Raw genomic sequence first — 18573 nt, forward strand, 5'->3', positions numbered from 1 at the left:
TCTCGGTTCCCCGGGCATGATGTCCGACCGAGGGGCTACGGTATGCACCCACAAGGTGACATGCAGCAACGCCGGGAGAAACCTTGAGCGTTCCGTACGAGACGGCACCGTACGAACCCCACGACTCGCCCGAGACTCCGGAGGAGCACCTCGCGCGACTCCTCGGCCGCGCCCTGAACTCCTTCGAGCTACCGGACGAGGCGATCAGGCGCCTGGACTGCGCGCTGGCGCACGACGGTTCGCTGCACTCCGCGCACCACAGCGCGGGCCTGCACCGGGAGACCTACCGACACACGTGGCTGCTCGCCGACGGTTCGGCGCTCACCCTGTGGGAGCTCGTCCACAACACCGCGCCTGGCAGCGAACCGCATCACGAGGTGTACGCCGACGAGGAGGAGTTGCGTGCCGCCACCGCGCGGCTGCCGCTGCCGCCGGACACGCCCGACTTCGAACTGCCGGTGACGGTGCAGCTGTCACCGATCCCGGCGCCCCGGCACGCGTACGCCGCGGAGGATTCGGCGGACCACGCGCGCAGGTTACTGCGCCGGGCGGAGAACGCGGACCGGCCGGGCGCGGAGACGGCGGCTCTGCTCGCCACGGCGTCCGGATATCAGATCACGCAGGCTTTCGGCCGGCCGTGCCGTGCGGGCCGGGCGCAACTGGGCTTCTCGCTCTACGAGCACGCGTTCCTGCTGCGCGACGGCGACGAGATCTCCCTCTGGGAGGTCGAGCACACGGCGACGCCGGACGGGCGGCACATGTGTGAGGTGTACACGAGCGAGGACGCGGCGCGCGAGGCGATGGAGCGGCGGGCGGCGCAGCTGTCCTGAGCGCCGCCCCTCGGCCCGCCCCGAAGGGCAGGTCTCAGGCGCGTCCGTCGCCGAACCGACGCGCCAGCGCGGCGAACGCGTCTCTCTCCTCGGCGGTCAGCTCCACGGATTCCGACCGGGAGCCCGTCTGCCGCTGCTGCGGGAGGGCGGGAAGAGGGTGGCCTTCGGGCCATCGGGAGACGTGCTCGGGCATGCGCCCCAGTAGACACCACGGCCCGGGGCCATGGCCCCGGGCCGTGATTTTCGTGATCTATCTCGCAGGTGGCATGAACGGTTCACACACCCCGAATGGGGCGAACCGCAGGGCCCTTCAGGCCGCGACGGGCTGCTTCGTCTCGGCCGTGCGGACCTCGCCGTCCGCGCCGGAGGCCGCCGCGGCGCCCGGGGCCGGCTTGCGCATGCCCTTCAGGACGACGACCAGGGCCGTCGTGACGCAGACACCGGCTGCGATGGCGACCAGGTAGAGCAACGGGTTGCCGATCAGCGGGACCACGAAGATGCCGCCGTGCGGGGCGCGCAGGGTGGCGCCGAAGGCCATCGACAGGGCGCCGGTGACCGCGCCGCCCGCCATGGAGGCCGGGATGACGCGCAGCGGGTCGGCCGCGGCGAAGGGGATCGCGCCCTCGGAGATGAAGGAGGCGCCGAGCACCCAGGCGGCCTTGCCGTTCTCGCGCTCGGTCTGGGTGAAGAGCTTGCCGCGCACGGTCGTGGCCAGGGCCATGGCCAGGGGCGGGACCATGCCGGCCGCCATCACCGAGGCCATGATCTTCATCGCCGAGTCACTGGGGCTGGCCACGGCGATACCGGCCGTGGCGAAGGTGTAGGCGACCTTGTTGACGGGGCCGCCGAGGTCGAAGCACATCATCAGGCCGAGGAGGGTGCCGAGCAGGACGGCGTTGCTGCCGGACAGGCCGTTGAGCCAGTCGGTCATGCCCTTCTGGGCCTCGGCGATGGGCTTGCCGATGACGACGAACATCAGGAACCCGACGATCGCCGAGGAGATCAGCGGGATCACCACCACGGGCATGATGCCGCGCAGCGCTACCGGGACGTTCACCTTCTGGATCGCCATCACGACGCCACCGGCGATCAGACCGGCCGCCAGGCCGCCGAGGAAGCCGGCGTTGATGTTGAACGCGATCATGCCGCCGACGAAGCCGGGCACGATGCCGGGCCGGTCGGCCATGCCGTAGGCGATGTAACCGGCCAGGACCGGGACGAGGAAGCCGAAGGCGACGCCGCCGATCTGGAAGAGCAGGGCCGCCCAGCTGTCGGCCTGCGTCCACAGGAAGTGGTCCATCACCGACGGGGCCTTGTTGATCTTGTAGCCGCCGATCGCGAAGCCGAGGGCGATGAGGAGACCGCCGGCTGCGACGAACGGCACCATGTAACTCACGCCGGACATCAGCCACTTGCGCAGCTTGGTGCCGTAGCCCTCGCCGGACTCCCCCGCGCGCTCCACGGGAGTGGCCGGTGCGGACCCGGAGGTGACTTCGCCGCGTGCGGCCTTCTCGCGGACCTCGGTGATGAGTTCGGCGGCGCGGTTGATGCCCGCCTTCACCCCGACGTCGACGGTGGGCTTGCCGGCGAACCGCTCCTTCTCCCGTACGGGCACGTCATGGGCGAAGATCACGGCGTCCGCCGCGGCGATGACCTGCGGGTCGAGGCGGGTGAAACCGGCCGATCCCTGGGGCTCGACAGTGAGTTCGACGCCCGCCTCGCGGCCGGCGTTCTCCAGTGACTCGGCCGCCATGTAGGTGTGGGCGATGCCGGTGGGACAGGAGGTGACGGCGACGATCCGGAACGGCCGCCCCTCGTCCCCGCCTTCCGTGGTGCCGCCGGCTTCGGCGGTGACCGTGGCGGCGGCGGGAGAGGCCGCTCCCGCCGACGCCACGGGGTCTTCGGAACCCGCGGGTGCGGGGGTGTCCGGCTCGTCGCCGCGGATCAGGGCTGCCGCGGCCGACGCGTCGCCCACCGCGCGCAGGGCGTCGGTGAACTCGCTGTTCATCAGCTGCCGGGCCAGCGAGGACAGGATCGTCAGATGGGCGTCGTCCGCACCGGCCGGCGCGGCGATCAGGAAGATCAGGTCGGCGGGGCCGTCCGGGGCGCCGAAGTCGATGCCCTCGGCGCTGCGGCCGAAGGCGAGCGTCGGTTCGGTGACGTGCTCGCTGCGGCAGTGCGGGATGCCGATGCCGCCGTCGAGGCCGGTCGGCATCTGGGCCTCGCGGGCCGCCACATCGGCGAGGAAGCCCTCCAGGTCGGTCACCCGGCCCAGGGCCACCATGCGCTCGGCGAGCGCACGGGCCGCCGCTTCCTTGGTGTCGGCGGACAGGCCGAGGTCGACCAGGTCCGCCGTGATCATGTCGCTCATCGCGGGCTCCTTAGCACGCGTATCGCCCGGGGGGAGGGGTGGGCGGGGAGGGGGACGGGGGTGCGGTGGGGGGTGACGGGGGTGGCGGCAAGGCCCGTGAGTAACGGGGAGGGGGCCCGCCCGCGCGTGGGTGCGCGCTGCTCCTCGAACGTCATGACACCGGCTCCTTCAGCACACGGTCCGCCGGCACCTCGGCCGTGACGGTGACCGCTGCCGGGTCCAGGTCGCCCGGCGTCGGCATCACACTGCCGGGCAGCTGGACGGCCGCCGCGCCGTGCGCGACCGCGGAGGCCAGGGCCTCGGGGCCGTTGCCGCCGGCGATCAGGAAACCGGCGAGGGAGGAGTCACCGGCGCCCACGTTGCTGCGGACCGCGGCCACCCGCGCGCTGCCGAACCAGGCGCCCTCGTGGGAGACGAACAGCTGCCCGTCGGCGCCGAGGCTGGCGAGGACGGCCCGGGCGCCCATCTCGCGCAGTTCCTCGGCGGCCTTCACGGCGTCACCGACGGTGGCGAGGGGACGGCCCACGGCCTCGGAGAGCTCCTCGGCGTTGGGCTTGACCACGTCGGGCCGCTCGCGCAGGGCCGCGAGCAGCGCGGGCCCGGAGGTGTCCAGGGCGATCCTTGCCCCGGCGGCGTGCGCGCGGGCGACCAGCTCGGCGTACCAGGAGGGGGCGAGTCCGCGCGGGAGGCTGCCGCAGCAGGCGATCCAGGCGGCGTCGCGGGACTGCTGCCGCACGGTCTCCAGCAGCAGTTCGCGCTCGGCGCCGGACAGTTCGGGGCCGGGTGCGTTGATCTTCGTCAGGACGCCGTCCGCCTCGGCCAGGGCGATGTTGGAGCGGGTGGCCCCGGCGACCGGGACGGGCGCGACCTCGATGCCCTGCTGGTCGAGCAGATCGGCGACGAGTGCGCCGGGGGCGCCACCCAGGGGCAGGACCGCCACCGTGCGCTGTCCGGCCGCGGCGACGGCGCGCGAGACGTTCACGCCCTTGCCGCCCGGGTCCATCCGCTCGCCGGTGGCGCGGATGACCTCGCCGCGGTCGAGGGACGGCACCTCGTAGGTGCGGTCCAGGGACGGGTTGGGGGTGACGGTGAGGATCATGCGCGCACTACTTCCGTGCCGCCGCGCTCGATCGCGACGGCGTCTTCGGGGCTCAGCCCGCTGTCGGTGATCAGCAGGTCCACATCGCTCAGGTCGCCGAAGCGGGCGAAGTGCTCCTGGCCGTGCTTGGAGGAGTCGGCGAGCAGCACCACCCGGCGGGCGGCGGCCACGGCCGCCCGCTTCACGGCGGCCTCGGCGAGGTCGGGGGTGGTCAGGCCGTGTTCCGCGGAGAAGCCGTTGGCGGCCACGAACACCACGTCGGCGCGGATCTCGCCGTACGCCCGCAGCGCCCAGGCGTCCACGGCGGCGCGCGTGCGGTGCCGTACGCGCCCCCCGATGAGGTGGAGCTGGATGCCGGGGTGGTCGGCGAGGCGGGCCGCGATGGGCAGGCTGTGCGTGACGACGGTGAGGGAGGCCTCCAGGGGGAGGGCGGCGGCCATCCGGGCGACCGTCGTCCCGGCGTCGAGGATCACCGTGCCCTCGGTCGGCAGTTCCGCGAGGGCCGCCTTGGCGATGCCGTCCTTCTCGTCGGCGGCGGTCGTCTCGCGCTCGGCGAGGTCCGGCTCGAAGTCGAGGCGCCCCGCCGGGATGGCCCCGCCGTGCACCCGGCGGACCAGACCTGCGCGGTCGAGGGCCTTCAGATCCCGGCGGATCGTCTCCGCCGTCACCTGGAACTCCTCGGCCAGCGACACGACATCCACTCGGCCGCCATCACGGGCGAGCCGGAGGATCTCCTGCTGCCGCTCCGGTGCGTACATGTCCGTTCGCCTCCGCCTCATGCCCGAACGTGTGGTTTCAGCGGGAGGCTACGCCGAGATTTCCGCAAAGTAAACAGGTTCGGACCCAATCGGGCATGAGCGGAAAGCGCAAGCGGAGGGTGTGGGGAGCGGGACGCCCTGAGCGCGGAACACGCGCAACGCCCTGAGCGCGGAAACGCGAACGAGCCCGGCACCGAGGTGCCGGGCCCGTCCTGTGCGCTCAGACCAGCGCCGGTTCCTTCTCCCCCACCGGCTCCTGTCCGCCTTCCACATGCTGCGCGGGCCGCTTCGGCAGCGCGAACATCAGCAGGAAGATGGTGCCCATCACCGCGGCGACCCAGCCGAGCGCGTTCTGGAAGGCGTCCGCGAAGGCCGGACCGATCTGCTCGGGCCGCAGGTGGTCGGAGATCGAACCGAAGAACACCACCGACACCAGCCCGAGGCCCAGCGCGTTGCCCATCTGCTGCACCGTGTTGATCAGGCCCGACGCCGAACCGGCGTGCTCACGCGGCACCTCCGAGAGGATCGCGTCGGTCAGCGGCGCGACGATCAGACCCATGCCCACGCCCATGACGACGAGCGGGAGCGCCATCTGCCAGGGAGCTATGTCCAGGCCGTAGTGCCCGGACTCCCAGATGTAGAGCAGCACCCCGGCCGCCATCACCAGCGCACCCGCCTGGAGCACCTTGCGTCCGAAGCGCGGGACCAGCTTCTGCACCGACATCCCGGCCGCCACCGACACGGCGATCGAGAACGGCACCCCGGTCAGCCCCGCCTTCAGCGGGCTCCAGCCCAGCCCGATCTGCATGTACAGCGTCCACACCAGGAAGAACACACCGAGTGCGACACCGAAGACGGTCTGCACGGCGATCCCGGCCGCGAAGCTCTTGACCCTGAACAGGGACAGCTCGACGAGCGGGGAGCCGTCCCGCGCGGTCTTGCGCCTCTCGTAGGCCACCAGCGCCGCGAGGACGACGAGCGAGCCGGCCATCGAGACGTAGCCCCACACCGGCCAGCCCAGCTCACGGCCGCGGGTCAGCGGATAGATCAGCATCAGCAGACCCAGCGTCACCAGCGCGACGCCCACCAGGTCCAGCTTCAGGGCGCGCGGCGCCTTGGACTCGGTGATGAAGCGGCTGCCGAGGATCAGACCGGCGACACCGACGGGCAGGTTGATCAGGAAGATCGACCGCCACTCCCAGCCGAACAGGTTCCACTCGGTCAGCAGCGCGCCGAGCAGCGGACCGGACACGGCCCCGAGGCCGACGACCGCGCCGAACAGCCCGAACACCTTGCCCCGCTCGTGCGCCGGGAAGGTCGCGTGCACGATCGACAGCACCTGCGGCACCATCAGCGCCGCCATGCCGCCCTGGAGGAACCGCGAGGCGACCAGCATCTCCGGGTTCACCGCGAGCCCGCACAGCGCGGAGGCGACCGTGAACCCGCCGATGCCGACGAGGAAGATCCGCTTGCGCCCGTGGATGTCGCCGAGCCGCCCGCCGGTGATGAGACCGGCGGCGAAGGCGAGGGCGTATCCGGCGGTGATCCACTGGATCTGGCTGAAGGACGCGCCCGCCTCGCGCTGGATCGACGGGATGGCGATGTTGACGATGGTCACGTCGACGAGGTCCATGAAGGCCGCGGTCATCACGATCGCGAGGGCGAACCAGCGCCGGCGGTCGGTCCCGCCGCCCGCCGTGCCGAGGGTGGTGTCGGTGGAGTTCATGCGTCGAAGTTAGACCCCCACTAGGTCAGATCGTGTCCTAGTGGTGCGGCATCCTCGTCGGTATGACGACGGATACTCCGGCCCGGCTGCTGACGCTCCTCTCCCTCCTCCAGACGCCCCGCGAATGGCCCGGCGGCGAGCTCTCCGAGCGGCTCGGGGTGTCCCGTCGCACGGTGCGGCGGGACATCGACCGGCTGCGCGAGCTCGGCTACCCCGTGCAGGCGACCAAGGGCGCCGACGGCGGCTACCGGCTGGTCGCGGGCAAGGCCATGCCGCCGCTGGTGCTCGACGACGAGGAGGCCGTTGCCATCGCGGTGGGGCTGCGCGCCGGGGCGGGGCACGCGGTGGAGGGCCTGGACGAGGCCTCGGTGCGGGCGCTGGCCAAGCTGGAGCAGGTCCTGCCGGGCCGGCTGCGCCACCGCGTGACCACCCTCCAGGCCGCGACCACGCCGCTGACCAGTGGTGACGGTCCGAGCATCGCGCCCGAGACCCTGACCGTCATGGCCTCGACGGTGGCCGGTCACGAGCGGCTGCGGTTCGCCTACCGGGCCGCCGACGGCACCGGGTCACGGCGTCTGACGGAGCCCTACCGGCTGGTGTCCACGGGCCGCCGCTGGTACCTGGTGGCGTACGACATCGACCGGGACGACTGGCGCACGTTCCGCGTCGACCGGGTCAGCGAGCCGTTCGCGACCGGGGCGAGGTTCGTACCGCGCGAACTGCCGACGGGGAACGCGGCGGAGTTCCTGCGGCGTTCGATGCAACGTCAGCACCAGTCCTACGAGTTCGAGGTCACGTTCGCCGCACCGGCCGACTTCATCGCCGCCCGGGTGCCCGGCTGGCTGGGCACACCCGAGCCGTTGGACGAGGGCCGTTGCCGGCTGCGGGGGTCCGCCGGGGACGCCGTGCAGTGGGTGGCGTTCCGGCTCGCGATGCTGGAGTGCGACTTCGTGGTGCACCGGCCGGAAGAACTCGTGACGGCGGTCCGGGAATTGGGGGCCCGGTTGAGCAGGGCGGCCGGGGCACCGGATGCGGACGGGGTGTGAGCCGTCGCGTCACCTTCCCTCGGGGCCGCCGCGCACCGTCCGCCGCGGCCGTCACGCCATCGCCCCAGGGACCGTCGCACCATCGTCCCCCCAGGGCCCTCGCGTCACCGCCCCCAGGGGAAGTCCCGCAGGGCCGCGAGATTGCGCAGGGCGAGTTCCGCCGGGCCGTCCGGCCCGTCGACGGGCCCGTCCCCCGCGGCCCAGGCCTCCAGGGCGGCCCGTACGGCGGCGCTGGCCACGGCGGCGGCGAAGCGCAGCTCGGGGGTGAGCGCGGGCGGCTCCCCGGCCACGGCAACGTTGTCGTCACTGCCCGGAGCCACGACCACTGCCCCGCCTACTGCCCCACCGTCTGCCTCGAACACCGCCGTGGTCACCGCCGGCGCTCCCGCACGTGTCACCCGTTCCGCCAGCACCTCCCCCAGACGCCGCTCGGACGCCCGGCACACCTCCGCCCACACCCGGCACAGGGACGGGGTCGCCTCGGCCAGGCGCAGGAGCGTGCGCACCCACTCCCAGGAGGACGCCGAGACGGAGAATCCCGGGGTGAGGGTGTGCCGCACCCCTTCCTCCAGTGCCCGCAGCACACCGGCGTCGGAGGGAGCGGCCCGCACCGCCTCCACCCAGCGCTCGGCGCCGGTCGCGTAGAGCGGGGCGACGGCCTCCTCCTTGGTGGCGAAGTACCGGTAGAAGGTGCGCGGGGCGATACCGGCGGCCTGGGCGATGTCCTCCGCGCGGGTGGCGCGCAGACCGTGCCGTACGAAGAGACCGGCTGCCGCCCGGGCGATCTCCCTACGTGTTTCTGCCTTCCGCCGCTCGGTCAGCGAGGTCGGAGGCGGGGGCGGGGTGGTGCTGCTCACGCCCGGCAGGCTATGCCCATGTGACACAATCTGCCATCTGGCGGGCCACCCCGTGGTTCAGGTACGGGGTGGCCCGCTTTCCAGACGGAACGAGAGCCGGGCCCCGGCGTCCGGGGGGAAGGACGCCGAAGCCCGGCCTCGGGGAAAGTCCCGGCCGCCGGGGGGAGTGCGACGGGACGTGGCTTGTCGGGGGGCCCAGGGGGTGTGGCCCCGGGTCCGAACTGGTGGACCCAGAAGTCTTGTTCCCTGAGTCCGCGGATTGAAGCGGCGTTACATCGCCATGTTTGCGCGGTCTTTCGCCACCCGGCGTACGCGGTGCCCCCCGGGCGCACACGGTCCGTCACCCACTGGGTGTGGGACGCGTCGTACGCCCGGACGCTCACCGGATGGCACCGGTGTCCGCCGCCGGGCCCAGGGGACCCGAAGGGTTACGCCGCCGCGTCGAAGCCGGTGCTGCGGGCCAGCTTCTTCAGCTCCAGCAGCGCGTGCTTCTCGATCTGCCGGATGCGCTCGCGGGTCAGGCCGTGCTCCTTGCCGACCTCGGTCAGCGTGCGCTCCCGGCCGTCCTCGATGCCGTAGCGCATCTTGATGATCGACGCCGTGCGCTGGTCGAGCCGGCCGATCAGGTCGTCCAGCTCCTCGCTGCGCAGCAGCGTGAGCACCGACTGCTCGGGCGACACCGCCGACGTGTCCTCCAGGAGGTCTCCGAACTGGGTCTCGCCCTCGTCATCCACCGACATGTTCAGCGAGACCGGGTCACGCGCCCAGTCGAGCACGTCGGTCACGCGCTCGGGCGTCGAGCCGAGCTCGGCGGCGATCTCCGCGGGCTCCGGTTCCCGGCCGTGCTCGCGGTTGAACTCGCGCTGCACCCGGCGGATCCGGCCGAGCTCCTCCACGAGGTGGACGGGCAGGCGGATCGTGCGGGACTGGTCGGCTATGGACCGGGTGATGGCCTGCCGGATCCACCACGTGGCGTACGTGGAGAACTTGAAACCCTTGCGGTAGTCGAACTTCTCGACCGCGCGCACCAGGCCGGCGTTGCCCTCCTGGATCAGGTCCAGCAGCGGCAGGCCGCTGCGGGGGTAGCGGCGGGCGACGGCGACGACCAGACGCAGATTGGAGCGGATGAAGATGTCCTTCGCGCGCTCGCTCTCGTCGACCAGGGCCTGCAGTTCCTCGGGCGAGGCCCCGGCCTTGTTCTCCTCCAGGCCGTCGAGGATCTGCTGGGCGAACACACCCGCTTCGATGATTTGCGACAGCTCGACCTCCTTGGCGGCGTCGAGCAGCGGCGTACGCGCGATCTCGTCGAGGTACATGCCGACCAGGTCGCGGTCGGCGATCTCGCCGCCATGGGCGCGAACACTGCTTGCCGCGTCGGCCGTCTCGCCGGTGGCGGACTGACGACGGGCGACGGCACGGGTTGCCATGCGAGCTCCCTTGCGATGGTGAGGTCAGCGGGTGGTCCTTCGGACGCTGGACTCCGTCTTCCGGGACTCTCCGGACTCTCCTCGGGTGCCCTGCATCCGATGGAAACAACGACTGGAATCAGGACAGAATTCCCAACCGGGCCCCCGATTTTTCTGATCATGCAGTATCCTGCCCGGCCACATGAGGAGGCCCGATGCCGTCGCAGTCCACAGAGGTGCAGGTCAGGCCGGGAGCCGAGGATGACCTCGAGGCCCTCACGGCCCTCTACAACCACTATGTACGTGAGACGGCGATCACATTCGATACCGCGATCTTCACTCCGGAGGAGCGCCGCCCTTGGCTGCTCTCCCACCCTGAAGACGGGCCGCACCGCCTGATGGTTGCCACGGAGCCGGAGACACAGCACCTCCTGGGCTACTCCACTTCCAGCCCTTTCCGCATGAAGCCCGCTTATGCGACCTCCGTGGAAACGACCGTGTACGTCGCCCCGGGCGCCGGCGGACGCGGCGTCGGCTCGCTCCTCTACACGGCCCTCTTCGAGGCCCTGGCCGGCGAGGATCTGCACCGCGCCTACGCGGGCATCGCACTGCCGAACGAGGCGTCGGCGCGGCTGCACGAGCGCTTCGGATTCCGGCACGCCGGCACGTTCCGGGAGGTCGGCCGCAAGTTCGGCCGGTACTGGGACGTGGCCTGGTACGAGAAGCCGCTGTAGGCGCCCGTCCACGGGCCCGCCCGCCTCAGCCGAACTGGACCGACCGCTTCGCCAGCCCCATCCAGAACCCGTCGATCACGGACTTCTGCGCGTCCAGCTCACCGGTGGCGTCGGCCGCGCCCATGGTCACGAAGAGCGGGGCGAAGTGCTCGGTGCGCGGGTGGGCGAGCTGCCCCGCGGGCGACTTGCGGATGAAGTCCAGCAGCGCGTCCACGTCACGGGCCTCCAGCGCCCGCCGGCCCCAGTCGTCGAACTCGGCCGACCAGGCGGGGATGCCGCCCTGCCGGAGCGCGGCCAGGTTGTGGGTGAAGAAGCCGGAGCCGACGATGAGCACGCCCTCGTCCCGCAGGGGGGCGAGCTTGCGGCCGATCTCCATGAGCCGGACCGGGTCGAGCGTCGGCATGGACACCTGGAGGACCGGGAGGTCGGCTTCCGGGTACATCTCGACCAGCGGGACGTAAGCGCCGTGGTCGAGGCCGCGGTCGGGGACGTCCTGGACGGGGATGCCGGGAGCGCGCAGCAGTTTACGCACGGACTCCGCGAGCTCCGGTGCGCCGGGGGCGTCGTACTTCACCCGGTAGTAGTGCTCGGGGAAGCCCCAGAAGTCGTAGACGAGCGGGACGGTCTCGGTCGCGCCGAGGGCGAGCGGGGCCTCCTCCCAGTGGGCGGAGACGATCAGGACGGCCTTGGGGCGCGGCAGACCGGCGGACCAAGCGGCCAGTTCACCGGGCCAGACCGGGTCGTCGGCCAGGGGCGGCGCTCCGTGACTGAGGTACAGAGCGGGCATGCGCTCCTGGGTGGCGGCGGACATGCTGCGGCTCCTTCCGAAACGTGGTTCCCTGACAAAACTGTACGGGCCATTTGTTTAAAGTTCAAGGAGAGCCCGCGTAGAGTGGAACACATGAAGGCACCCGCATCCGCACCGACGACCGGCTCGCCCGCCAGCCCCCAGGAGCCGCGCTGGCTCACCGACGAGGAGCAGCGCGTCTGGCGCTGGTTCATGGAGGGCGCCACCCTCCTCGACGACCATCTCGACCGTCAGCTGCAGCGTGACGCGGGCATGCCGCACGTCTATTACGGCCTTCTGGTCAAGCTCGCCGAGGCGCCGCGGCGCAGGCTGCGCATGACCGAGCTGGCGATGCTGGCGAAGATCACCCGCTCCCGGCTCTCGCACGCGATCGCGCGCCTGGAGAAGAGCGGCTGGGTGCGCCGGGAGGACTGCCCCGACGACAAGCGGGGCCAGTTCGCCGTCCTCACGGACGAGGGCCTGCACGTGCTGCGGCAGACGGCGCCCGGGCACGTGGAGGCGGTACGGCAGGCCGTCTTCGACCGCCTGTCGGCGGAACAGCAGAAGTCCCTCGGCGAGATCATGCGGATCATCGCCGAGGGACTTCAGCCGGCCGAAGCGGGTGCGGACCTGCCCTGGCTCCGCTGAGCCGGGGCAGGTCCTGGATTCCGTAGGCCCGAGGCGTCCCCTTCCTCGTGCCTACGGGTGGCCCGAAGGGGTGCGGTGCGCGGGCGTCAGTGAGCGACGACCGGGATCTGCACCTCGTCCGCCGCGTCCTCGCCGGAGGACGCCACCGTCGTACCGCCCGGGCGCCCGGCGTTGACGAACGTCAGGGCGATCGCGGCGGCCACCACGAGGATGCCGACGGCGAACCAGATGGCGCTGGTGTAGCCCTGCACCATGGCCTCCAGCTGGACCAGCTGCTGCTGGGACCGGCTGGTCGCCCCGGCGATGTGATCGGCGACGTACGCCGTGGTCGCGGAGGCGGCGATGGTGTTCAGCAGGGCCGTGCCGATCGCGCCGCCCACCTGCTGCGAGGTGTTGACCATCGCGGAGGCGACACCGGCGTCCCGCGCCTCGACGCCCTGGGTGGCCATCGACATGGCCGGCATGAACGCCGTACCCATGCCGAGCCCCAGCAGCAGCATCGCGGGCAGCAGCAGGGCGGCGTACGAGGAGCCGATCTCCAGCTGGGTCAGCAGCAGCATGCCGAGCGCGGCGACCAGGAAGCCGGGGCCCATCAGCAGGCGCGGCGCGACCCGGGTCATCAGGCGGGTGCCGATCTGCGTGGAGCCCGTGATCATGCCCGCGATCATCGGCAGGAAGGCGAACCCGGTCTTGACCGGCGAGTAGCCCTTCACGATCTGCAGGTAGTAGGTCAGGAAGAGGAACAGGCCGAACATCGCGATGATCGCGAGACCGAGGGAGAGGTAGATCCCGCCGCGGTTGCGCTCGGTGACCACGCGCAGCGGCAGCAGCGGGGCCTTGACCTTCGACTCGACGAGCACGAAGGACGCCAGCAGCACGGCCGAGGCGACGAACATGCCGATGGTGACGGAGTCGTCCCAGCCGTTCGACTCGGCGCGCGTGAAGCCGTAGACGAGGGCGACCAGGCCGAGGGTGGACAGGATCACGCCGGGGATGTCGAGCGGGGAGCGGTTGCGGCCGCCCTCCGGCTCACGGATGACGAAGTACGCGCCGGCCGCGGCGACGATGGCGAACGGGATGTTCACGAAGAACGTCCAGCGCCAGTCCAGGTACTCGGTGAGGAAGCCGCCCAGGATCAGACCGACCGCGCCGCCACCGCCGGCGATCGCGCCGTAGATGCCGAACGCCTTGGCGCGCTCCTTGGCGTCGGTGAACATCACCGCGAGCAGGGAGAGCGCGGCGGGCGCGAGCAGCGCTCCGAAGGCGCCCTGGAGCGCACGGGCGCCGAACATCATCGCCTCGTTGGTGGCCGCCCCGCCGAGCGCGGAGGCCGCGGCGAAACCGCCGAGCCCGAGGACGAACGCCCGCTTGCGGCCCCACAGGTCGGCTATCCGGCCGCCGAACAGGAGCAGACCGCCGAAGGCGAGGGCATAGGCGGTGACGACCCACTGCCGGTTGCCGTCGGAGATGCCGAGGTCCTGCTGCGCGGAGGGCAGGGCGATGTTCACGATGGTGGCGTCCAGGACGACCATCAGCTGGGCCAGGGCGATGAAGACGAGCGCTTTCCAGCGGTTGGCGTCCGGTTCTCTGACCGGTGTGCCGAGGGTCTTCGAGGCTGTTTCAGACATGGGGATACCCACTTCGGGACTTCGTGACGGAAGAAGCTGTCGAAAGGTGACGGCCCGTCCACGCCGGACGGCCGCAGGGACTGTGGTGCAGGAACCGCCGTTCAGGGTTCAGACGGGTGGGGCGGCCTGAACTCATCGGGCTGAGGCGACCGGACGTCTTCGAGAGGTCCGGGCGGGTCGGTCAGGGCAGGTGGGTCGGGGCGGGTCGTCAGGGCCGACGCAGATCCTCCAGAGTCACGGCCGCACCCGGCAGGACGGAGCGGGCGGGAGCCCGCAGTCCGTCCAGGAACAGCTGAAGATGGCGGTGGACGAAACGGTCGGCCCGGAAGCAATCCGTGCCGGCCGGGGGCCGGCTGAGCTGGGCCACGGCGATCATGACGTCCCCCACGTCCACGTCGGACCGGAGCTGTCCGGCCGACCTGGCGCGGTCCATGACCTCCGCGATCAGCCGCTCGACCCGTTCGCGAGCGGCCTCCAGATCCGGGTGGTGCTGGTCGAACGTGCTGGAGACCATCGGGCACAGCGCGCTGATCCGCTCGTCGGCGGCGGCGTGCACGAAGCGCTCCAGCGCCTCGAACGCGTCGCCGGTCTCCGTGAGGGCGGCCTCGGCGGCCGCGGCCGTGCGGTCCATGACCGAGCAGACGACCTCGCGGACGAGTGCGTCGCGGTCCGGGAAGTTGCGGTACACCGTGGCGTTGCCGACGCCGGCCCGGCGGGCGATCTCGTCGAGCGGCACCTCGGGGCCGTGCTCGACGAACATCTCCCGGGCGGCGGTGACGATCCGCTCCCGGTTGCGCAGGGCGTCGGCGCGAGGCCGGGGCACCTTGCGCGCTTCGGGGCTGGCGGTCTGCACGGCGTACTCCTGGTGGTGGAAAGCGGCTGGTGCTTCGATCCGGGGAGCGGGTCCCCGTTTCGGTCGGACACATGGCTAAACGGGGAGTAGGTCCCCGGTATTTCCCGCTCCCGCGAAAATTCTTTGTGACCTGTCCCACAAGCCGCTCGCGCCCCGAACCCCGGCCCGCCGCTGACGGCTACTGACGAGAAACCCACGATCGGTCTCCTCCAGCGCGCGTGGCCCCACCCGGCGACGCAGGGTGATCGGAAGGGTGCAGCCGGAGACGGGAGGCTGCCGTGGCGCGGGAGGTCCCTTGCAGGTCCCTTGCATACGGCCGCAGCCCCGGCACCCCCGCCCGGACGGCACGGGGCCGCCCCGTCACCGAATACCCGGGCGGCGCCTGGCCGCGCTGGTCTGCGTGACCGCCCTGACCTTCACGGTCAGCACCTCGGCCGGAACGGGCGGGCTCACCCCGGGCACCAGTACCGCGGGAGCGGGCCCGATCGTCCTGTCCCACACCCCCGCGCACGGCCCCTGCATGATCCGCGGCGCCCGCGAGATCCAGATGTCCGAGGGCATCCCGACCTCCACCGGCTACGCCCGCTCCACCGGCACCGTCCGCGCCCTCACCCTGATGATCGACTTCTCGGACGCCCCCGGCGAGGGCGACGCCCAGGACCGCTTCCGCGAGTTCTTCCCGCAGACCCGCGAGTGGTTCCGCACCAGCTCCTACGGCCGCCTCGACTACCGCCCCGAAACCCCCATTCCCGGCTGGCTGCGGATGCCGAAGTCCTTCCGGGAGTACGGCATAGAGCGCGGGGCTCCGTTCGAACCCGGCTACCGCACCCTCGTCCAGGACCTCATCGCCGAGGCCGACCCGGAGGTGGACTTCCGCGCGTACGACCTGCTGAACGTCCTGGTGAGCCCCAACGCCGGCCCGTCCGCCCTGGACACGGTCCTGTCCGTCACCTTCGCCGGCAACCCGGACGCCCCGGTCGCCGACGGCGTCCCCGTGGCCAACGCCTCGTTCGTCTACTCCCGCCAGGACGACGGCTCCGGCTCCTACGACCGCACCGGCTACCGCGTCCTCCCCCACGAGAACGGCCACGTCTTCGGCCTGCCCGACCTGTACACCGCGGAGGGCGGGGGCGCGGTCGGCCACTGGGACATCATGAGCGAGGACTGGGGCGCCAACAACGACTTCCTCGGCTGGCACAAGTGGAAACTGGGCTGGCTCGACGCCGCCCAGGTCCACTGCGCGTCGTCCCCCGGCACCACGGAGTACACCCTGACGCCCCTGGCGAAGGCCGGTGGTTCCAAACTCGTCTTCGTCCCCCTGGACGGCAGGACCGGCTACGCCGTCGAACTGCGCACCCGCGCCGGCAACGACGAGGCGGTGTGCCGCCCGGGCGTCCTGATCTACAGGGTCGACGCGGAGGTGGACACGGGCATGGGCCCGGTCACCGTCACTGACTCCCGCCGGGACAGCGACGGCTGCACCCGCGCCCCGAACGTCCACGCGGATCTGTCCGACGCGCCGTACATCCCCGGGGAGACGTTCCGGGACGCGGGCCGGGGGATCACGATCGAGGTGGTGGGGGCGGGGGTCGGAGTGGCGGGGGCGGGGGTGGAGGGGGGCGGGGAGTATCGGGTGCGGGTCACGAGGCGGTAGGGGGCGCGGCGTAGGGGTGAGGCGTATGCAGCGGTCCCTCATCCACCTGGCACCGATGTCGGATGGGACGACTCGGATTACGGTGGGCCTGCCGCGACCGTCGCGAGCGCCGTACCGGAGAGCCGATGCCAGCGAAGCCCACGTCCGAGCCCCAGGAGGGCGCCGCCTCGCCGGCCGACGAGGCGGGGCGGAGGGACGCCCCGGGGCACGTCCCGGAGGACGCCCCGAGGCGCGTCCCGGAGGACAGCCCGAGGCACGCCCGGGAGGACTCCCCAGGGCCCGCCCGGGAGGGCACGCCGAGGCACGCCCCGAAGGACACCCCGAGGCACGCCCCGAAGGACGTCCCCGCGGAGGCGGTCACCCCGCTCATCCGCGGTATCGCGGTGCTGCGGGAACTGACGGAGGCGAACGGCACGCTGAGCCTGAGCGGCCTGGAACGGGCCACCGGCCTCGCCCGCTCCACCGTCGACCGCATCACCGCCACGCTCGCCCGCATGGGCTACGTCCGCTTCGACGGCCGGGACGTCCACCTGTCCCCCCGCCTGATGGAACTGGGCAACGCCTACCTGTCCGCCCTGCGTCTGCCCGCGCTGCTCGCCCCGCACGCGGACGCGCTCGCCGACGAACTGGACGAGTCGGTCTCGCTCGCGGTCGCCGACCTCGACGGCATCCGCTTCATCCACCAGGCGACGCGCCGCCGCGCGATGTCCCTCAGCTTCCGGATCGGCGACCTGCTTCCCGCCGAACGCACCGCGCCCGGACCGCTGTTCGCGACGGAGTGGACGGACACGGACTGGCAGCGCTGGCGGCAGCGCAGGGCGGCGGACCCGAGAGACCTGTCCTTCACGGCCGTACCGCCGCGCACGTACGGGGCGGACGAGCGGGATGCCGAGACCTTCGTCCGCCGCACACAGGAGGCGTCGGCGAACGGCTGGTCCCTGGACGACCAGCTGATCGAGCCGGGCCTGGTGGCGATCTCGGTCCCGGTCCGAGCACCTGGCACGGACGGAACACCCGCCAGGGACGGCAGGGTCGCGGCACCTGGAACAAACAGCAAGATCGCATGTGTGGCGAGCGTGGTCAGCCACACGAGCCGCCACAGCGCGCAGCGCCTGCGCACGGCGCTGCTCCCGAGGCTGCGGTCGGCGGTGCGGGCGATGGAACGTGAACTCCGGGCCACCCCGCCCCCCGAGCCCGGCCCGCCCCCGTCGGACCTGGCGCGCTGGACGGGCACGTCCAAGCAGCAACTGGGCCGCGAGTTCGTGGAGTCGCTGGCGCGTGGCCTGACGGTCGTCACGGCGTTCGGCGAGGACAGGCCGGAGCTGACCCTCACGGAGGTGGCCCGGGCGACGGGCCTGGCCAGGGCGACGGCCAGGCGCGCGCTGATCACCTACGAGCACCTGGGCCTGGTGGCGTGGACGGGCCGCACGTTCACCCTGACCCCCCGGATCCTGTCCCTCGGCTTCCCGCCGCTGTCCCGTACGTCCCTCCCGGAGATTGCCCAGCCCCACCTGGCCGACCTGACGTCCCGCATCCACGAGTCGACGTCACTGGCGGTGCTGTCGGAGTCGGGCGAGGAGATCCAGTACACGGCCCGGGTGGCGACGGCCCGGGTGATGAGCGTGAACATCACGGTGGGCACGCGCCTGCCGGCGTACGCGACGGCACTGGGCAGGGTCCTGCTGGCGGACGCGCCCGGGCCCCTGCCGGGGCCTGCGAACCTGCCTGCTCTCACCCCCCACACGATCAAGGACAAGCAGACACTGGAGCAGACCCTGGCCGTGGTCCGCTCGCAGGGCTACGCCCTGGTGGACGAGGAGTTGGAGGAGGGCCTCCGCAGCCTGGCGGTCCCGATCCGCGACCGGTCGGGCCGGGTGGTGGCGGCCCTGAACACGGCGATGCACGCGAGCCGCCGCACGCCGAGGGAGTGCGTGACGGACCTCCTCCCGGAACTGACGGGGACGGCCACCCGCATCCAAACGGACCTCCACACAGCGTCCCGCTACACCCGAGTCCCCCCGACCTGACCCACCCGACCCCGTCCGGTCCTCCGACACCCACCGGGACGCACCGCACCCCCGCCCGCAGCACACACGCACCCACCCCGCGTCCCTGACCTGACCCCCACACCCGCCCGACCCACATCCGGTACGCTGACGCCTGTGGTCCTCCCAGA

General features: G+C 72.0%; 16 protein-coding genes. 6 read left to right on the forward strand and 10 right to left on the reverse strand.

Annotated features, from left to right (window positions below; genetic code table 11):
• The first annotated feature begins 83 nt into the window (after window positions 1–83).
• Window positions 84–830: a DUF6227 family protein gene (locus tag ACFZDI_RS25365; protein WP_391253448.1), complete on the forward strand. Its 747-nt coding sequence runs from the start codon at window positions 84–86 to the stop codon at window positions 828–830.
• Between the two features lie 34 nt (window positions 831–864).
• Here the strand turns inward: ACFZDI_RS25365 and ACFZDI_RS25370 are convergent, their stop codons facing one another.
• The 5 genes from ACFZDI_RS25370 to ACFZDI_RS25390 form a co-directional block, all read right to left on the reverse strand.
• The gene (locus ACFZDI_RS25370; protein WP_391253450.1) at window positions 865–1023 is read right to left on the reverse strand and encodes a hypothetical protein; all 159 of its coding nucleotides are present in this window, start codon (window positions 1021–1023) and stop codon (window positions 865–867) included.
• A 117-nt stretch (window positions 1024–1140) separates the two neighbouring features.
• A complete protein-coding gene (locus ACFZDI_RS25375; RefSeq protein ID WP_234850536.1) occupies window positions 1141–3201 on the reverse strand; it encodes a fructose-specific PTS transporter subunit EIIC in 2061 nt (686 codons plus the stop codon).
• A gap of 151 nt (window positions 3202–3352) precedes the next feature.
• Window positions 3353–4300, reverse strand: coding sequence for a 1-phosphofructokinase (gene pfkB, locus ACFZDI_RS25380; RefSeq protein ID WP_391253452.1), 948 nt, complete (start codon window positions 4298–4300; stop codon window positions 3353–3355).
• Window positions 4297–5058, reverse strand: a complete 762-nt coding sequence (locus ACFZDI_RS25385) for a DeoR/GlpR family DNA-binding transcription regulator (RefSeq protein WP_234850304.1) — start codon at window positions 5056–5058, stop codon at window positions 4297–4299. The genes pfkB and ACFZDI_RS25385 overlap by 4 nt, the downstream gene beginning before the upstream one ends.
• A 220-nt stretch (window positions 5059–5278) precedes the next feature.
• The gene (locus ACFZDI_RS25390; RefSeq protein ID WP_234850303.1) at window positions 5279–6784 is read right to left on the reverse strand and encodes an MFS transporter; all 1506 of its coding nucleotides are present in this window, start codon (window positions 6782–6784) and stop codon (window positions 5279–5281) included.
• 62 nt (window positions 6785–6846) lie between these two features.
• Here ACFZDI_RS25390 and ACFZDI_RS25395 point away from each other — a divergent pair, with 62 nt between their 5' ends.
• Window positions 6847–7830: a YafY family protein gene (locus ACFZDI_RS25395; RefSeq protein ID WP_234850302.1), complete on the forward strand. Its 984-nt coding sequence runs from the start codon at window positions 6847–6849 to the stop codon at window positions 7828–7830.
• Window positions 7831–7934: 104 nt separating this feature from the next.
• Here ACFZDI_RS25395 and ACFZDI_RS25400 read toward each other — a convergent pair whose 3' ends face one another.
• Window positions 7935–8687: a TetR family transcriptional regulator gene (locus tag ACFZDI_RS25400; RefSeq protein WP_391253455.1), complete on the reverse strand. Its 753-nt coding sequence runs from the start codon at window positions 8685–8687 to the stop codon at window positions 7935–7937.
• A gap of 428 nt (window positions 8688–9115) precedes the next feature.
• Entirely contained in the window at window positions 9116–10114 is a 999-nt protein-coding gene (locus ACFZDI_RS25405; protein WP_234850300.1) for an RNA polymerase sigma factor RpoD/SigA, read from the reverse strand.
• A gap of 194 nt (window positions 10115–10308) precedes the next feature.
• Between ACFZDI_RS25405 and ACFZDI_RS25410 the strand changes: the two genes are divergently transcribed.
• Window positions 10309–10827 carry a GNAT family N-acetyltransferase gene (locus ACFZDI_RS25410; RefSeq protein ID WP_391253457.1) on the forward strand — a complete coding sequence of 173 codons (519 nt, stop codon included), beginning with the start codon at window positions 10309–10311 and terminating at the stop codon, window positions 10825–10827.
• Window positions 10828–10852: 25 nt separating this feature from the next.
• On the opposite strand, the gene ACFZDI_RS25415 is transcribed toward ACFZDI_RS25410, so the two are convergent.
• Entirely contained in the window at window positions 10853–11638 is a 786-nt protein-coding gene (locus tag ACFZDI_RS25415; protein WP_391253459.1) for a dioxygenase, read from the reverse strand.
• A 90-nt stretch (window positions 11639–11728) separates the two neighbouring features.
• Between ACFZDI_RS25415 and ACFZDI_RS25420 the strand changes: the two genes are divergently transcribed.
• Window positions 11729–12262 carry a MarR family winged helix-turn-helix transcriptional regulator gene (locus tag ACFZDI_RS25420; RefSeq protein WP_234850297.1) on the forward strand — a complete coding sequence of 178 codons (534 nt, stop codon included), beginning with the start codon at window positions 11729–11731 and terminating at the stop codon, window positions 12260–12262.
• An 86-nt stretch (window positions 12263–12348) separates the two neighbouring features.
• On the opposite strand, the gene ACFZDI_RS25425 is transcribed toward ACFZDI_RS25420, so the two are convergent.
• Together ACFZDI_RS25425 and ACFZDI_RS25430 are read right to left on the reverse strand one after the other, a co-directional pair.
• A complete protein-coding gene (locus tag ACFZDI_RS25425) occupies window positions 12349–13890 on the reverse strand; it encodes an MFS transporter (RefSeq protein WP_234850296.1) in 1542 nt (513 codons plus the stop codon).
• 208 nt (window positions 13891–14098) lie between these two features.
• The gene (locus ACFZDI_RS25430) at window positions 14099–14743 is read right to left on the reverse strand and encodes a TetR/AcrR family transcriptional regulator (protein WP_234850295.1); all 645 of its coding nucleotides are present in this window, start codon (window positions 14741–14743) and stop codon (window positions 14099–14101) included.
• 382 nt (window positions 14744–15125) lie between these two features.
• Between ACFZDI_RS25430 and ACFZDI_RS25435 the strand changes: the two genes are divergently transcribed.
• Window positions 15126–16397 (forward strand): M6 family metalloprotease domain-containing protein, encoded by a 1272-nt coding sequence (locus ACFZDI_RS25435; RefSeq protein ID WP_391253888.1) that lies wholly within the window; start codon window positions 15126–15128, stop codon window positions 16395–16397.
• A gap of 125 nt (window positions 16398–16522) precedes the next feature.
• Entirely contained in the window at window positions 16523–18424 is a 1902-nt protein-coding gene (locus ACFZDI_RS25440; protein WP_391253462.1) for an IclR family transcriptional regulator C-terminal domain-containing protein, read from the forward strand.
• Window positions 18425–18573 lie beyond the last annotated feature (149 nt).

Origin of the sequence: Streptomyces sp. NPDC007907, from assembly GCF_042959365.1 — a bacterium.
GTDB classification, from domain to species: Bacteria; Actinomycetota; Actinomycetes; order Streptomycetales; family Streptomycetaceae; genus Streptomyces; species Streptomyces indiaensis.

Excerpts from the sequence above, each read along its gene's own strand:
- ACFZDI_RS25425 (WP_234850296.1), bottom strand. The coding sequence starts at position 13,890 with ATGTCTGAAACAGCCTCGAAGACCCTCGGCACACCGGTCAGAGAACCG.
- ACFZDI_RS25370 (WP_391253450.1), bottom strand. The coding sequence starts at position 1,023 with ATGCCCGAGCACGTCTCCCGATGGCCCGAAGGCCACCCTCTTCCCGCC.
- ACFZDI_RS25440 (WP_391253462.1), top strand. The coding sequence starts at position 16,523 with ATGCCAGCGAAGCCCACGTCCGAGCCCCAGGAGGGCGCCGCCTCGCCG.
- ACFZDI_RS25385 (WP_234850304.1), bottom strand. The coding sequence starts at position 5,058 with ATGTACGCACCGGAGCGGCAGCAGGAGATCCTCCGGCTCGCCCGTGAT.
- ACFZDI_RS25390 (WP_234850303.1), bottom strand. The coding sequence starts at position 6,784 with ATGAACTCCACCGACACCACCCTCGGCACGGCGGGCGGCGGGACCGAC.
- pfkB (WP_391253452.1), bottom strand. The coding sequence starts at position 4,300 with ATGATCCTCACCGTCACCCCCAACCCGTCCCTGGACCGCACCTACGAG.
- ACFZDI_RS25410 (WP_391253457.1), top strand. The coding sequence starts at position 10,309 with ATGCCGTCGCAGTCCACAGAGGTGCAGGTCAGGCCGGGAGCCGAGGAT.
- ACFZDI_RS25415 (WP_391253459.1), bottom strand. The coding sequence starts at position 11,638 with ATGTCCGCCGCCACCCAGGAGCGCATGCCCGCTCTGTACCTCAGTCAC.
- ACFZDI_RS25395 (WP_234850302.1), top strand. The coding sequence starts at position 6,847 with ATGACGACGGATACTCCGGCCCGGCTGCTGACGCTCCTCTCCCTCCTC.
- ACFZDI_RS25405 (WP_234850300.1), bottom strand. The coding sequence starts at position 10,114 with ATGGCAACCCGTGCCGTCGCCCGTCGTCAGTCCGCCACCGGCGAGACG.
- ACFZDI_RS25420 (WP_234850297.1), top strand. The coding sequence starts at position 11,729 with ATGAAGGCACCCGCATCCGCACCGACGACCGGCTCGCCCGCCAGCCCC.
- ACFZDI_RS25375 (WP_234850536.1), bottom strand. The coding sequence starts at position 3,201 with ATGAGCGACATGATCACGGCGGACCTGGTCGACCTCGGCCTGTCCGCC.